Origin of the sequence: Knoellia tibetensis, assembly GCF_048606415.1 — a bacterium.
Classification (GTDB): Bacteria; Actinomycetota; Actinomycetes; order Actinomycetales; family Dermatophilaceae; genus Knoellia; species Knoellia tibetensis.
In genome coordinates this window covers 1,650,286-1,665,762 of the sequence record NZ_JBMBWF010000001.1, presented here as the reverse complement: position 1 = coordinate 1,665,762, position 15,477 = coordinate 1,650,286, and the positions used below count along the sequence as shown (strand labels likewise).

12 protein-coding genes and 2 tRNA genes are annotated in these 15,477 nt (G+C 67.3%); 9 read left to right on the top strand and 5 right to left on the bottom strand.

Annotated elements, in window-relative coordinates:
• The first annotated feature begins 24 nt into the window (after positions 1 to 24).
• The 8 genes from ACOJV7_RS07765 to ACOJV7_RS07730 all read left to right on the top strand — a co-directional run bounded on the left by ACOJV7_RS07765 (position 25) and on the right by ACOJV7_RS07730 (position 7,867).
• The gene (locus ACOJV7_RS07765) at positions 25 to 519 is read left to right on the top strand and encodes an acyl-CoA thioesterase (protein ID WP_420189558.1); all 495 of its coding nucleotides are present in this window, start codon (positions 25 to 27) and stop codon (positions 517 to 519) included.
• A gap of 47 nt (positions 520 to 566) precedes the next feature.
• Complete coding sequence (locus ACOJV7_RS07760) at positions 567 to 1,289, top strand: hypothetical protein (protein ID WP_420189557.1); 723 nt, start codon at positions 567 to 569, stop codon at positions 1,287 to 1,289.
• A gap of 350 nt (positions 1,290 to 1,639) precedes the next feature.
• Positions 1,640 to 3,721, top strand: a complete 2,082-nt coding sequence (gene gyrB / locus ACOJV7_RS07755) for a DNA topoisomerase (ATP-hydrolyzing) subunit B (RefSeq protein ID WP_420189556.1) — start codon at positions 1,640 to 1,642, stop codon at positions 3,719 to 3,721.
• A 277-nt stretch (positions 3,722 to 3,998) separates the two neighbouring features.
• A complete protein-coding gene (gyrA, locus tag ACOJV7_RS07750; protein WP_420189555.1) occupies positions 3,999 to 6,776 on the top strand; it encodes a DNA gyrase subunit A in 2,778 nt (925 codons plus the stop codon).
• Complete coding sequence (locus ACOJV7_RS07745; protein ID WP_420189554.1) at positions 6,773 to 7,300, top strand: DUF3566 domain-containing protein; 528 nt, start codon at positions 6,773 to 6,775, stop codon at positions 7,298 to 7,300. The genes gyrA and ACOJV7_RS07745 overlap by 4 nt, the downstream gene beginning before the upstream one ends.
• A gap of 218 nt (positions 7,301 to 7,518) precedes the next feature.
• Positions 7,519 to 7,595: transfer RNA gene (locus ACOJV7_RS07740), tRNA-Ile, on the top strand.
• A 30-nt stretch (positions 7,596 to 7,625) separates the two neighbouring features.
• Positions 7,626 to 7,766 carry a DLW-39 family protein gene (locus ACOJV7_RS07735; protein WP_420189553.1) on the top strand — a complete coding sequence of 47 codons (141 nt, stop codon included), beginning with the start codon at positions 7,626 to 7,628 and terminating at the stop codon, positions 7,764 to 7,766.
• A 28-nt stretch (positions 7,767 to 7,794) separates the two neighbouring features.
• Positions 7,795 to 7,867, top strand: a tRNA-Ala gene (locus ACOJV7_RS07730).
• Positions 7,868 to 7,874: 7 nt separating this feature from the next.
• Here the strand turns inward: ACOJV7_RS07730 and ACOJV7_RS07725 are convergent.
• The gene (locus ACOJV7_RS07725; protein WP_420189552.1) at positions 7,875 to 9,182 is read right to left on the bottom strand and encodes a tyrosine-type recombinase/integrase; all 1,308 of its coding nucleotides are present in this window, start codon (positions 9,180 to 9,182) and stop codon (positions 7,875 to 7,877) included.
• On the bottom strand, positions 9,179 to 9,388 hold the full coding sequence (locus ACOJV7_RS07720) for a helix-turn-helix domain-containing protein (RefSeq protein WP_377639305.1): 210 nt from the start codon (positions 9,386 to 9,388) through the stop codon (positions 9,179 to 9,181). The genes ACOJV7_RS07725 and ACOJV7_RS07720 overlap by 4 nt, the downstream gene beginning before the upstream one ends.
• 654 nt (positions 9,389 to 10,042) lie before the next feature.
• Between ACOJV7_RS07720 and ACOJV7_RS07715 the strand changes: the two genes are divergently transcribed.
• Complete coding sequence (locus ACOJV7_RS07715) at positions 10,043 to 11,632, top strand: pentapeptide repeat-containing protein (protein WP_420189551.1); 1,590 nt, start codon at positions 10,043 to 10,045, stop codon at positions 11,630 to 11,632.
• A 100-nt stretch (positions 11,633 to 11,732) separates the two neighbouring features.
• On the opposite strand, the gene ACOJV7_RS07710 is transcribed toward ACOJV7_RS07715, so the two are convergent.
• The 3 genes from ACOJV7_RS07710 to ACOJV7_RS07700 form a co-directional block, all read right to left on the bottom strand.
• Positions 11,733 to 11,954 carry a hypothetical protein gene (locus ACOJV7_RS07710; RefSeq protein WP_420189550.1) on the bottom strand — a complete coding sequence of 74 codons (222 nt, stop codon included), beginning with the start codon at positions 11,952 to 11,954 and terminating at the stop codon, positions 11,733 to 11,735.
• A gap of 135 nt (positions 11,955 to 12,089) precedes the next feature.
• A complete protein-coding gene (locus tag ACOJV7_RS07705; protein ID WP_420189549.1) occupies positions 12,090 to 12,905 on the bottom strand; it encodes a hypothetical protein in 816 nt (271 codons plus the stop codon).
• Positions 12,906 to 14,059: 1,154 nt separating this feature from the next.
• On the bottom strand, positions 14,060 to 14,812 hold the full coding sequence (locus ACOJV7_RS07700) for an endonuclease/exonuclease/phosphatase family protein (RefSeq protein ID WP_420189548.1): 753 nt from the start codon (positions 14,810 to 14,812) through the stop codon (positions 14,060 to 14,062).
• Positions 14,813 to 15,477: the final 665 nt, after the last annotated feature.

Sequence of the window (15,477 nt, the reverse complement as noted above, 5' to 3'; positions counted from 1 at the left end):
GCCCGGCGCAACTACGCTCGGCGCATGACCGTCGACCCGCGCTCGCTGACCCGTGCCGACTTCCCGGAGATGCAGCGGGTGACGACCCGGTGGGCCGACAACGACATGTACGGCCACCTCAACAACGCCGTCTACTACGAGCTCTTCGACTCGGTCCTCAACGCCTGGCTCATCCGCGAGACCGGCACCGACGAGACGACGACGTCGACCCTGGGTGTGGTCGCGGAGTCGTCGTGCCGGTACTACGCCGAGCTGGCCTACCCGCACCCGATCGACGTCGGGGTGCGGGTCGAGCGCGTCGGCACCAAGAGCGTGACCTTCGCCTTCGGCCTCTTCGCCGAGGGCAGCGACGCCATCGCCGCCCATGGGTTGTGGGCGCAGGTCTACATCGACCGCGCCGGTCGTCACTCGGTGCCGATCCCCGGCGACGTCCGCGCCGTCGTCGAGCGCGCGATGGAGCCGGGCGCCGTGTCGAGCCGGGCGACAGGCACGGGCACCGGAGCCGCGGCCGAGTCGTGACCTGCGAGGTCCGCAGTCACACCCGTCACTCCCGTTACAGTGACGGCATGACGTCCCGGGGCCCAGTCCTGTCCACCCGCCGGCTCCCGCGCGTGCTGGCTCCGCTGCTGCTGGCCACGCTGGCGCTCGCCGCCTGCTCGGACGACGAGCCCACGGCCGCCCCGTCGACGACGCCGAGCCCGAGCGTCTCGGACTCGCCGTCCGAGACCCCGAGCGAGACGCCGAGCGAGACCCCCACGGTCACCGAGACGCCGACACCCACCCCGACGCCGTCGGCGACCCCGACGTTCGCGACCTCGACCCCGACCCCGACGCCCAGCCGCACGTCCACCTGCGCCGCGGCGAGGGTGGGACCCGCCAACGTGGCCGGTATGTCGGCCGCCGCCGCGACGAAGGCGAAGAAGATCTCCTCCGCGGCGCGCGAGTGCGACGCCCAGACGCTCATCACCCTCGCGCGAGCAGACGGCACGGGGCTCGCCGGCGACCAGCCGGCCGCCTCGGTCTTCACGAGCAAGGCCGGGTCGAGCTACGTCGCCCTCGCGATCCTCCTCTCGATGCCGCCGACCACGTCCTTCGACGGCACGATCCAGCCCCGGGTCTTCTCCGAGCAGTACGCGCAGGTCGACGCCGAGTGGGACAAGGTCGTCAAGGCCGGGCTCATCACGAAGGCCCAGGCGACGACGATGCGCCAGACCGACGGTGGCTACACCGGCTACCGGGTCGGCCTCGCCGAGGACGGCACCTGGACCTTCTTCACCACCGGCCGCTGACCCCACCTTCGCCTCCCCACGGACCTCGATATGCCCACGCAGAGCGTGGGACCCGCCGCCTGAAGTGGGTTCCTCGCACCTCCGGTGGGAACCGTTCCGGTGCGGCGTGCGAGGTCCCCACCCGAAGTCACCGATCGACGCCCGGAAAACGCGCTCAGGGCGCCTCAGAGGGGTGGGGGCCGTATGCCGGGTCGAAAACATGGCTCATACGTCGAGAAAACCGCCTTCTCGGGCCTCCAGCGGTGTGCAGAGTCGGCACTGACAGGTAAACTTCACGGTGAACGTCGCGCCCAGGGCTGGGTTCTCCGCCCCGGGCGCGTCGCATGAGCCGCACCAGCTGAAGGAGCACCGTGCCCAGCACGCCCGAGGACAACAGCATCGAGACGCCGGACACCACCACCCCGGCCCCCGCAGAGGCGACCCCCACGGCACGGTCCTCGTCCGCGGTCGACGCGGACACGGCATACGACGCCTCCGCGATCCAGGTCCTCGAGGGTCTCGAGGCGGTGCGCAAGCGGCCCGGCATGTACATCGGGTCCACCGGTGAGCGCGGCCTGCACCACCTCGTCTGGGAGATCGTCGACAACGCGGTGGACGAGCGGCTCGCCGGCTACGCCGACACCATCGACGTCACCCTCCTCGAGGACGGCGGCGTGCGCGTCACCGACAACGGCCGTGGCATCCCGACGGGCATGAACGAGGCCTACGGCATGTCGACCGTCGAGCTGGTCCTCACCCAGCTCCACGCGGGCGGCAAGTTCGGCGGCGGCGGCTACAAGGTCTCCGGTGGTCTGCACGGCGTCGGCTCGTCCGTCGTCAACGCCCTCTCGACCCGGCTCGAGGCGGAGATCAAGCAGCTCGGGCACGTCTGGCGCATGAAGTTCCAGGACGGCGAGCGCGTCGAGCCCCTCGAGAAGCAGGAGGCGACCAGCGAGACCGGCACGACGATCACGTTCTGGGCCGACCCAAACATCTTCGAGACGACGACCTACGACTACGAGACGATCCGGGCCCGCTTCCAGCAGATGGCCTTCCTCAACAAGGGCCTGACGATCAACCTCGTCGACGAGCGCGTCCACGAGAGCACCGACGAGAGCGACGCCGCCGAGGTCGAGGGCAACGACGAGCGCAAGCGCGTCGTCGCCTACCGCTACGACAACGGCATCGTCGACTACGTCACCCACCTCGTGGGCAGCAAGAAGTCCGACCCCGTCCACCCCGAGATCATCAGCATCGAGGTCGAGGACGAGGAGCGCGCGCTCAGCCTCGAGCTCGCCATGCAGTGGACCAGCGCCTACAGCGAGTCGGTCCACACCTACGCCAACACGATCAACACGCATGAGGGCGGCACCCATGAGGAGGGCTTCCGCGCGGCGATGACGAAGATGATCAACGACTTCGCACGCAAGCAGAACCAGCTCAAGGACAAGGACGAGAACCTCACCGGTGACGACGTCCGCGAGGGCCTCACCGCCGTCATCAGCGTCAAGCTCGGCGAGCCGCAGTTCGAGGGCCAGACCAAGACCAAGCTCGGCAACTCCGAGGTCAAGGGCTTCGTCCAGCGCGCCATGACCGACTCGTTCGGCGACTGGCTCGAGCGCCACCCGGGCGAGGGCAAGGAGATCGTCCGCAAGGCGATCCAGGCCGCGACCGCCCGCATGGCCGCCCGCAAGGCCCGCGAGGCGACCCGCAAGCGCGTCCTCGAGTCCGGCGGCCTGCCCGGCAAGCTGCGCGACTGCCAGGCCAAGGACCCGGCCGTCTCCGAGGTCTTCATCGTCGAGGGCGACTCCGCCGGCGGCTCGGCCGTCCGCGGCCGCAACCCGCACACGCAGGCGATCCTCCCGATCCGCGGCAAGATCCTCAACGTCGAGCGCGCCCGCCTCGACAAGGCACTCGCCAACCAGGAGGTGCAGGCGCTCATCTCGGCGTTCGGTACCGGCATCGGCGAGGACTTCGACATCGAGAAGGCCCGCTACCACAAGATCGTCATCATGGCCGACGCCGACGTCGACGGCATGCACATCCGCACGCTGCTGCTGACGCTGCTCTTCCGGTTCATGAAGCCGCTCATCGAGGCCGGCTACGTCTACCTCGCCCAGCCCCCGCTCTACCGCATCAAGTGGAGCAACGCCCCGCACGAGTTCGCCTTCACCGACCGTGAGCGCGACGCGCTCGTCGCCGAGGGCCAGAGCAAGGGCCGCCGGATGCCCAAGGACAACGGCATCCAGCGCTACAAGGGTCTCGGCGAGATGGACTACCAGGAGCTGTGGGAGACCACGATGGACCCCGACAACCGGGTCCTGCTCCAGGTGACGCTCGACGACGCCGCGGCTGCGGACGAGATCTTCTCGGTGCTCATGGGCGAGGACGTGGAGTCGAGGCGGTCGTTCATCCAACGCAACGCTCGCGACGTGCGCTTCCTCGACATCTGAACAACATGGGTATGCCGGTGAGTTGGGTCGCGGAGAGGTGCGCCGTCCGGCGCAGGTCCATCCGCCGGTCGCGCGCTGAGCGCGCTCCCGGCGCCCACGCAGAGCGTGGGACCCGCCGCCAGACCCAGCCCGCGCCGGCCGGCACACCTCTCCGCTCCATGGGCGGCACCTCCCAGCGTGGTCGGGTCGGCAGGCACGTCGACTCGCTCCCGGGCCTGGGTGTCGCTCGCTCGGCGGGCAACTGAACTTTGAATGGCAATGAGAGACAAGGGAACTGATGGCTGACGACATCGATGGCACTACTGGGGACGACGTGGACACCGAGGACACGGGTGACCAGGGCGCGGTGATGCACGACCGCTCGCCCGGTGAGACCGACCGGGTGGAGGAGGTCGACCTCAACACCGAGATGCAGCGGTCCTACATCGAGTACGCGATGTCGGTCATCGTGAGCCGCGCGCTGCCGGATGTGAGGGACGGGCTCAAGCCGGTGCACCGGCGGGTCATCTACGCGATGTACGACGGTGGCTACCGGCCGGACCGCGGGTTCAACAAGTGCAGCCGCGTCGTCGGTGACGTCATGGGTCAGTACCACCCGCACGGTGACGGCGCGATCTACGACGCCCTCGTGCGACTGGTGCAGGACTGGTCGCTGCGCTACCCGCTCGTGCAGGGGCAGGGCAACTTCGGCAGCCCGGGTGACGACCCGGCCGCGGCTCCGCGGTACACCGAGTGCCGCATGGCGCCGCTGTCGATGGAGCTCGTCCGCGACATCGACAAGAGGACCGTCGACTTCGGCCCCAACTACGACGGCAAGACGATGGAGCCGCAGGTCCTGCCCGCGCGCTTCCCCAACCTGCTCGTCAACGGCTCCTCCGGCATTGCCGTCGGCATGGCCACGCAGATCCCCCCGCACAACCTGCGCGAGGTCGCGAACGCAGCGCAGTGGGTGCTCGAGAACCCCGGCGCCTCGCGCGAGGAGGCTCTCGAGGCCGTCATGGCGCGGATCACCGGCCCGGACTTCCCGACCGGCGCGCTCATCATGGGTCGCAAGGGCATCGAGGACGCCTACCGCACCGGCCGCGGCTCGGTCATCATGCGCGCGGTCGTCGAGGTCGAGGAGATCCAGAACCGGCAGTGCCTCGTCATCACCGAGCTGCCCTACCAGGTCAACCCCGACTCCCTCGCGCAGAAGATCGCCGAGCACGTCAAGGAGGGCCGCCTCCAGGGAATCGCCGACATCCGCGACGAGACGTCGGGCCGCACCGGCCAGCGCCTCGTCATCGTGCTCAAGCGCGACGCGGTCGCCAAGGTCGTGCTCAACAACCTCTACAAGCACACCCAGCTCCAGACGAACTTCGGCGCCAACATGCTCGCGCTCGTCGACGGGGTGCCCCGGACGCTGCCGATCGACGCCTTCATCCGGCACTGGGTCGACCACCAGATCGACGTCATCCAGAGGCGGACGGCATACCTGCTCAAGGAGGCCGAGGACCGGATCCACATCCTGCGTGGCCTGCTCAAGGCCCTCGACCTGCTCGACGAGGTCATCGCGCTCATCCGCCGGTCCTCGACCGCCGAGGCCGCGCGCGACGGGCTCATCGAGCTCCTCGAGATCGACGAGATCCAGGCCCGGGCGATCCTCGAGCTCCAGCTGCGTCGCCTCGCGGCGCTGGAGCGCCAGAAGATCATCGACGAGCACGACGCCATCCAGCGCGAGATCGAGGACTACCAGGACATCCTCGCCAAGCCCGAGCGCCAGCGGACGATCGTGTCCGAGGAGCTCGCCGGGATCGTGGAGAAGTACGGCGACGAGCGCCGCACGCACATCCACGGCTTCGACGGCGACATGTCGATGGAGGACCTCATCCCCGAGGAGGACGTCGTCGTCACGATCACCCGTGGCGGCTACGCCAAGCGCACCAAGGTCGACGCCTATCGCTCGCAGAAGCGTGGCGGCAAGGGCGTCAAGGGTGCCCAGCTGCGCGGCGAGGACGTCGTGGCGCACTTCTTCACGACGACGTCGCACCACTGGCTGCTCTTCTTCACCAACCTCGGCCGGGTCTACCGCGCCAAGGCCTACGAGCTGCCCGACGCCGGCCGCGACAGCAAGGGCCAGCACGTCGCCAACATCATGGCGTTCCAGCCCGACGAGCACATCGCCCAGGTGCTCGCGCTGCGCGACTACGAGCAGTCGCCCTACCTCGTCCTCGCGACGCGCAACGGGCTCGTCAAGAAGACGCCGCTCTCGCAGTACGACTCGCCGCGCTCCGGCGGCCTCATCGCGGTCAACCTGCGTGACGGCGACGAGCTCGTCGGCGCCGGCCTGACGTCGTCGATGGACGACCTGCTCCTCGTCTCGCGCAAGGGCCAGTCGGTGCGCTTCCACGCCGACGACGCGACGCTGCGCCCGATGGGCCGCTCGACGTCCGGTGTCACCGGCATGAGGTTCCGCGGTGACGACTCGCTGCTCTCGATGTCGGTCGTCGACGAGGGCACCGACCCCGACGTCTTCGTCGTCTTCGAGTCCGGCCTGGCCAAGCGCTCCAAGGCGTCGCAGTGGAACGTCAAGGGCCGCGCCATCCTCGGTGTCGCCGTCGCCAAGCAGACCGAGAAGGGTGGCGACCTCGTCGGCGCCCTCACCGTCTCCGAGGACGACGAGGTCATGGTCGTCTTCGAGCGCGGCAACATCGTCCGCTCGCGGGTCGACGAGGTCCGCCTCACCGGCCGCAACACCGCCGGCGTCTGGTTCGCCAAGCCGGGCAAGAACGACGCCATCGTCGGGGTCGCCCGCAACGCCGAGAAGGTCGTCGAGGAGGAGGTCGCCGAGGCCGATGCCGAGGGTGTCTCCCCCGTCGACGGCGAGCCGCTGAGCCCGCAGGAGGCCGCCGCGGTGGCACCCGACGAGGCTACTGACGGAAGCGTCGAGCCGCCTGCCGACGACACGTCCACGGTCACCTCTGCGGAGGATGACCGTGCGGTGACCGATGGCGTACCGTCGGTGGACAACGACGACGCCGACTCCGAGGCGCCGGACGAGGGAGGCGACCAGTGAGCACGGCAGACCAGGCCGGGACCTCGATGCGATCGGTGTCGGGATCCTCCTCGGCCGAGCCCACGCGCTCGATGAGCCGCCCGTCCGGACCGTCCTCGGCGGCCCCATCCTCGGCTGCCTCCGGGTCTTCGGCTCCGGCGCCGCAGCCGGCACGCAGCAGCGGTCGCCGGGTCCGGCTCACCGTCTCGCGGGTCGACCCGTGGTCGGCGATGAAGATGTCGTTCCTGCTGTCGGTCGCGCTCGGTATCGCCGGCGTCGTCATGGTGGCCGTGCTGTGGATGATCCTCGCCGGCATGGGCGTCTTCGACCAGGTCAACGGCCTCGTCGGCCAGATCATCCAGGACGGCGAGAACACCTTCGACATCATGGACTTCCTCGGCTTCGGCCGGGTCGTCTCGCTGGCGATCGTCGTCGGCGTCATCGACGTCATCCTCATGACGGCGCTCGCCACGCTCGCCGCGTTCCTCTACAACGTGTCGAGCAGCCTCGTCGGCGGGCTCCAGCTCACCCTCACCGACGACTGACCTCGGGCGCCTCACCCTTCCCGCCCGAAGTGCCTTCCGTGCACTTCGGGCGGGAACGTTTGTGCTCCGAAGTGCCCCCTTCCGGGGTCCAGTCGCTGAGAGCAGACCGTATGCCGGCCGCTCCCGCAAGCGGCCGGCATACCGTTTTGGTGGGCGACCGGAGGGTGAGGTAACCTCGTCGTCGCGCCGCCCTGTGGTGGCGCCGCCGGATCGGCGACGGGCCTATAGCTCAGACGGTTAGAGCGCTTCCCTGATAAGGAAGAGGCCAGAGGTTCAAGTCCTCTTAGGCCCACCATTCGATCCCCGACCCGCCAGGTGGTGCACCGTGAAGAAGGTCCTCTTCGTCGTCCTGACCGCCCTGACGGCGGGCGTGGTCAAGAAGAAGCTCGACGCCCAGGGTGCCGACCAGCGCCTGTGGGCCGAGGCGACCGACTCGGGCGCGAGCCCGCAGCTCCCGAAGAACTGAAGTACCCGGCGGTGCGCGTCACCGCCGAGGGGCCATGGCGCAATTGGTAGCGCACCTGCTTTGCAAGCAGGGGGTTAGGGGTTCGAGTCCCCTTGGCTCCACCGCAGGTCAGAAGCCTATTTCAAGCTCAGGGAAGGGCCTCTGACTGTTGCTTGCAGCAGTGTTTTGCAGCAGCGCGGGGTCATCGTCGGGGGTGCTAGTTGGTAGGAACGCCTCGCCAAGCTTGGCAAGGGCCGCCCGGGTGCTGGCGGGGGCGACCTGGGCGTAGATATTCATCGTCACGGCGATCTGGCTGTGCCGAAGGATCTGCATCGTCACGCGCGGGTGAACGTCCAGCTCGACAAGCAGGGAAGCGCATGTGCGTCGGGTCGAGTGGACGGGAATCTCTGGCACGTTGGCGGCCGCGGCACGGTTCTTAAAGTCGCGGTGGAAGTTGCGGGGGTCCATTGGCGTGCCAAGCGAAGAAGTGAAGACGAGTCCGGACTCATGCCAGGCCTCGCCGGCCGTCTTGGCACCTGAGGTCTGCTCCTCGCGCCGACGCCGAAGGGCTTGGGCGCAGACGTCGGGTAGCGGTAGGACGGCGTCCGAGCTACGGGTCTTCGTGCGGGTGCGCCGCAGTTGGTGGCCGACACGCTGGAGCTGCCACGAGATGCGGGCTTGTCCCGTGTCTAGGTCGATGTCGTCCCAACCGAGTCCGAGGACTTCGCCGCGGCGGAGGCCGAGGACGAGCAAGAGGACGTAGGCGGCGTACAGCGGGTCGTGGTCGGTCGAGGCGGACTGGAGGAACCGGGCCGCCTCAGCGGCGGTCCAGATCTTGGCCCTCGAGGAGCGCGGCATCGGCATCCGGACCAGCGACGCGACGTTTCGGTGAACGAGTTCATCACGTTGCGCGGCGCTTAGCGCGGCCCTTAGGACTCGCCATGCCTGGTGGACCGTCGAGTCGCTGGGCAACTGCCCGCAGCAGTTGCCCATAGCGCAGCACTCGGGCTTGGCGCGTCTAGCGTCCTTGCCCTGGGAGCAACACTGGCAGGTGCGGCGAAGCCGGTTGACCCAACCTTGAACGTCAATGACGGTGAGCCGGTCGAGCCGACGTGTCCCGATGAGCGGGGCGATGTAGAGCCGAAGGCACATCTCGTAGGCCTGCGTCGTCGACGGGGCGAGACCCGGGCGAACGACATTGTCGAGCCAGGTGGTCATGTAGGACTCGACGGTCGGTGACTTCGGGACAACCGGCCCACGACGCGCCCGCTCTTGGAGAGCCGTCCACTTAGCCTGGACATCCTCGCGGGTTCGGCCGTAAACATACTTCCGACGGCGCCGGCCGTCGGGGAGTGTGACCCAGACGTAGGCCCGGTAGCCGCCGTTCTTGGTCCTATAGAACGAGCCCTCCCCGTTGAGCCGGCGCCGCGTGGTCATGCGATCGCGTCAGACTCTGCGCATCGTCGCTCGATGTACTCGTCGACCCAGCGCGGCAGAACACGACGAGCGTGTCCGTCCTTGACTGACTTCAGGTCGCCCTGGGCGATGAGCATGCGGACTTTGGTCTCGCCGTAGCCCAGTAGCACGGCGACCTCCGCCACGGTGTGCCATTTCGGGAACAAGCGAACCTCGTCGTCAGTCATGAGCGTGACTCCCTTCTTCGGTGGCTCGAACCGGTGGCGACCATCCGGTCAGCCGATCTGTGCGTTACGCACCGCTCACCAGCGGTAGGGGTCACGATCCGTCTTACCCCGACGTTCAGGTCCGCACCTCCACGCCGCTCCCTAAGTCCACCTTCCCCAATCGACCTCTGGCCGCACAAGGAGCCACGGGGCGGTCAGACTCCGGCACCTCATAGAGGTCCTTAGGATTCCGGTTTGGGTGGCCGGTCGGGCCGGCTCAGTGTTAATGCCGCGAGCCGAATCCGCAGGCGCTGGTGTCTGGGTCGACCCGGTCCCGCCCCGGCCAGCTGACCGCACCACAGCCTGGCAGGCAGTTCCGGCAGCACGTACCTCACGGGCGTCGCGCCGCACGAACATCGGGAGAACCTTCCCAGCGACAACATCGCCAACCCTGCTCGGACTGTGACGGCGTGCCCTGCATTCGCGAGGCCGCAGAGCGCTGCGACATGTGTCAATTGGGCGGCTGGCCCGCGGATACGTGACGCGCCCAGCGGCGAGCGGCGTCCTTCCGCCCACAAGGATGCGGCATCAAACTGAAGCGCCTCACGACCCGGGGCCTAGGCGTGGGACCATCTAGCGCAGCAAGGCCCCGATAGGCCGTAGGAGGAGACGCATATGGACATTGGCGCTCGTGGTAAGAGTCTGGCCGGCGCGGACCTGGCCGGCGCGGACCTGGCCGGCGCGGACCTGGCCGGCGCGGACCTGACCCGCGCGGACCTGGCCGGCGCGGACCTGACCCGCGCGAACCTGACCCGCGCGAACCTGACCGAGGCGAACCTGACCCGCGCGAACCTGACCCGCGCGAACCTGACCCGCGCGAACCTGACCCGCGCGAACCTGACCGAGGCGAACCCGACCTTCGAGGACTTGAGCGGCGCGATCCTTCTCGAGGCGAATCTGACGGAAGCGAACCTGACCAGGGCGTACCTGTATCGCGCGAATCTGACCGAGGCGAACCTGACCCGCGCGGACCTGACTGGCGCTGAACTGCGCGATGCGGATCTGAGCCGCGCGGACCTGACCGGGGCGAAGCTGACGGGCATGGACCTGATTGGCGCGAACCTACGCGACGTGGACCTGACCGGCCAGGACCTAACCGGCACGAGACTGATCGGGGCGTGGCTGGCCAAACAGAATCTGACCGGCGCGGACCTAACCGACGCGGACCTGAGCCGCGCGAACCTAGCCGACGCGGATCTAACCGGCGTCAATCTGACGCACACGAACTTGACCGGCACGACCCTGCTCTACGCGAAGCTCACCGACGCCGATCTGACCGGTGTGGACCTGACCGAGGCGAGCCTGACATACGCGCACTTGACTGGGGCGAAGCTCGACGGCGCGGACCTCACCGGCCAGGACCTGGTCGGGACGAAACTGGCCGACCAGAACCTGGCCGGCGCGAATCTGACCGACGCGGACCTCAGAAGGGCCGACCTGACCGGGGCGGACCTGACCGGGGCCGACCTGACCGCGGCGAAGCTGACCGACGCAGATCTGACCAGGACGAAGCTGACCGACGCGGACCTGACCGGGGCGGACCTGACCGGGGCGAATCTGACGGATGCAGTCGTGACTGGCGCCAAGCTGACCGGCGCGAACCTGACTGGCGCGACGCTGACCGGCACAGACCTGACCCAGGGGCCGGACCTCTCTCGAACGCAGGACCCCCCCGAGAACCCTGGGATGCCTCGACGCCCCTTCAAGTTCGAGCCAGTAGTCGAATCCGTGTCGGGCGACCTGTCCTTCCTGTCCGGCCCGTCCGGTCCCCACGGAGATCTCCTGACAGAGATTCGTTCGGAGCCGTTTCCCGACCAGGAATCACTTCGTGCAGTTCTGAGGGGCTCAGTGGGAACGACCGTCGAAGGCCGATACGCGAGGGGGCGGGTTGCGAACAACCTGGCCGCCGTCTATATCTGCCACGGCCAGTTGGCAGAAGCTCTCGAAGCTGTTCAGGAGGCGGAAAACACGTTCGTAGAGTTGCTCAACGATTGGCAGGTACGTGGTTTCGAGGACCTGGCGCTGGCGGGGCGGGCCGCAACCCAATACAACGCAAGCCTGACTCTCTATCGACTTGGCGATCTAAATGGCGACTACGATTTCGCGAGGGAATGGAAGCAGATGGCGGCCCAATCACTGGCTGAAATCACAGTAAGGGACGATGGCTGGAAACTACTCAACTGGGCCATCACTTCGCTTCCCTAGGCTGAATATCCTGGTGCCCGGCGAATACCTACGCTTGACCGACCTGAACTCCTCGCCTTTTCAACCACTGCGCCGGCTGTCACACCTTGTCAGTCGGGCGTCACAAGGCCGCGATCCGCCCACACGGCGGCCCGCTCGAGTCGCTGGCGGGTGCTCCTAGAACCGTTAGTTCAGAAGGCCCCGTCTCGAAGGGCGGCACTTGTGCGGCGTTGTAGATCGTCCTCGCCTTGGCGGTGAGGAACGCGATCTCGGCATGTTCCTCGCTGGTGAGGTCGCCAACCATTGTCGTCTGGAGGGTCTCGTTGGCCAGGTGCTTGGCCACCCATGCGGCGTAGACGTCTGTGATGGTTTTCGAGCGGCGGGCGCTCCGCTGTCCTTCGGTCTCGTTCAGAGTGGCCGCTCTTCCCCTCGCATAGTGAGGACCATTCCCCTCGTGAGCACCGACAGTTGCATTGCCTCAGACCTGGTTGTGCCGCCCTGTTGCTGTCGGGTCACCATGATGTGCCTCGTTCCGGAGGTTCGACTTCCGGTCCCGCCGCGCACGCACCAATGTTCGCTCTTCAACCGCGCGTCGACCCAGAACGCTCGCCAGGTCCGCCAAGTTGGCGTCGGCGAGCATTTCTGGATTCTTGACCATCTGTTCGATCAGATGCCCAATCTGATCGGCGGGGAGCCTGCCCAGGGAGTGATTCAACTCCGCGCCTCCCTCGCCGTCCACGATGTCGCTGTTGTTCACGAGCCTCACCTGCTCGTCGCTGTATGCCTTTGCAGCCATCGCGGCTAACAGGCGCGCCTGCGCCTCCGCGTTCGACATGCTTGGGCGCGTCTCCGCAGCCGCGTCCTCCACCTCGGCAGACCGCTCGACAATGCTTCCGCTTACGACCCCGGACCTCTTCGCCCTACGCAGCGAACGACGCTCGTGCATGGCCGCTCGCTTCGCATGGATCGCCGGACGAGCGGTCTGCTGCCACCATTGCTCCGCGAGGGGAAGGCCTTTGGTTATCCCAACGTGCACCAACTGGGCCACGATGGCATTGATGACTTCCTGAAGCTGTTCCTGCTCCCGGCTCAAGCGTCTTTCGTCGACCGGGACATAGACCGTCTCTGTGACGATCCAAGGTTCCGGGTCGCTGCCGGTATCCGGGATGAACCGAGCGCTGCCCTTCAATTTCCCGTCGTCGTCGAAGAGATTCTGGTGGAGCCCACCCTCCTTCTTGTGCCCGGGAGTCAGGTCGTCGTCGTCCCACTCGTAGTGCCCCTTGATGCGACCCATGAGTGGACTCTAATTGCTGCCATGGGTCCGGCCCGGTAGGACAGGTGAGTCACAGCGCCGCGAGGCGAACCTGTGGATCCGGCTACGGTCCCAGTTCAGCCACTGACTCCCTCGCTGTCGGTAGCCCCAGCGAGTCCCTGGCGTGTCTGGCTAACGCGTTCCTTGCATCCCTCATCTGATCGACCGCAGGAGCGACGGCATCTTCGGCCTTCCGTTGTGACGAATGTCGTGTTCGGAAGAGCCGACGAGGTTGCGCGCCCTTGGCCGAAGCTGTCACAGCCTTGATGACTGCGCTGGCGGCAACGACTACGTCGTCGCCTAACCGCGCGGTGTCTTCATCGTGACCCACCCACAGGCGAGCGTTCGCCCGCAGCATCTGCTCCATCTCACGGTTCATCGGTTCGAAGAGCGCTACCCAATCCATCGGGACCTTCGCGCGGAGCATGTGGTCGACCAGTCCACCCATCGTCGCGTGAGCGTTCGAGTGGCCCCGGACCTGGGTGACGCGGGAGTGCAGTTGAACCGACCTGGTCAGCAACTCAACGACGGCGGCTTGGAGATCCGCGTGACGCGCTGCAGTCGCATCTCGCCGAGCTCGGCGCAGCTCAACCCAAACGGCCCCCGATAGCGCAAGCAGCGCGGCAGCCAAAGTGCCACAGAATCCCCACAGTGCGGTTGTCATAGTCGGTGAGGGTACGTAAGACAACCGACACTCAGAGCTTCTACGGGCGGCCTCATGAATTGGCGCGCCGTGTGTCGGGCCCATTGCCTTGACCTTCGCGACAAGATCTCATCCGCGTACCGCAACCCGTGACCGGAGCAATGCCGCCACGTATTGGTGCCCGTGAAGAGGGCGTCCGCCATGCTTCAGCCATGACGATGATCGCGAACATCCACCAACCGCCGGAAGCTTCGTCCGACTACGTGCGCGTCGAAATTGGTGGCCAGACCGCTGGGTACTTGCGCGCCACCGTGTACGACCAGGTTCTGAGAGACAAGGCAGCGTTCGAGAAGGCTATGCAGATTGAGGGCGCGGAGGAGGAGGCCCACTCGAAGGCTGGTCGATGGGTTGTGCGCCTGCGAGGATGCGGCGCTCGCGGCTTTGTACGGGCACCTGGCCCTCCGCGAGTAGGGGGTCGAAGCGGCGAAGTCGCTCAGAGGTTTGCGCCGACCTGAGCCAGGTACACGGGATGGTCGGAGAGTCCTGTCCCATCAGGTCCGTAGACCTCGCAACTCGATGAGCGGCACCGTGATGCGGTCGAGACGGCGATGTGGTCGATGGAGAGTCCGCGTGAGCCAAATGCGGGGTTCCTCTCGGTGATCGAACGAAGGCCGAGTGACGCGAAGGCCGCCGCCAGTTCGATCCGGCCGTCGAGAGTCCCCGCGGTTTCGTCACCCGCAAGTGCCTGATTGAAGTCGCCGCCCCAGACCACGAGGTCGCCAGCCGAGGTGTTTTCGCCTACCGCCGCCTGATGCTGTTGCAACGTTGCGCTGAAGCGCTCGCGAAAGGTGCCTTCCCCGGAGGGCCAGAGCGGGCCGGCAGACCGCCAAGGAAGCAGCGAGGCTGCAACTAGGACCTCTTCCGCAGGCGCATGGACTCGAGCCAGTGCGAGGGTCGGGTGCTCCGTCGCGATCGGCTCAAGCGGCCACGTCGATGTGATTCCGGCCCAGTGGATCCGATTCATTCCCTCCACCGGCTCGCTTAGGGTCCGGTGCATGGCGTCGGGCAACGCCATGGTGTGGACTTCGCTCAGCATCCAGATGTCCGCATGCCTTGCCAGCCAACTGCGTTGATCCGCTCGGCGCCCCAGCGGCTGCTGGGCATCGAGATTCCAAGTCCCCAAGGTCATCGGGATCGCCGGAATTTCGTGCCCGTCTGCCGGAATCGCCTGCTTGAGTGTCGCCACGCCCCAAAGCATCGCAACTGCACCTCGGTGGCCGCGGTCGATTGAACTGACTTGGCACCACACGGTCGCCCTTGTCGTACAGCGTCTCATCGCCGCCAGACGTCTGGGTGTGCTTGATCACTTGAGCAGCACCAAGACCACTTCGTACGAACGGTGGTGCGGGCCAGAAGCAGGGGCTCGAGCTCTGGAGCGGCGATGTCAGTCTTCTTGCCGCCAGGACCGCGTTGGTTGGCCGTCGTTAATGGTTCTCCCCCGCATCCAGCCCGCGCCGAAGTCCTCCGGAGGCCGCGGCGACCGGCCCACCGGTCAGCTGGGATGGGGCTGAACGTCTCGGGGAGGTCCTGCGTCGGGGAGCGCCGGGTCGCGGCAGGGCCAACGGGCGGGCGGCACTTCCGATCTCCTCGCGGGTTCCACACCAAACCTTCACACCGCGCCTCTTCAGGCACCTATGGCCGGGGTGGAGAATCGAGGCATGAGCTTCTTCGCCCAGCATCCTCGTGCCAGGTGGGCCGCACCGGTTCTGGCGGCCGCGCTCACGGTGGGCGGGGTGGCGACGGCGCAGAGCAGCGCGGGCGGCCAGAGCGGCCTGGCACCCGCGCACGGCCCACGACCTGCTGGTCGACCTCCAGAAGGCGCGCCCGACCCCGCTCAGCGGGACGGTGGTG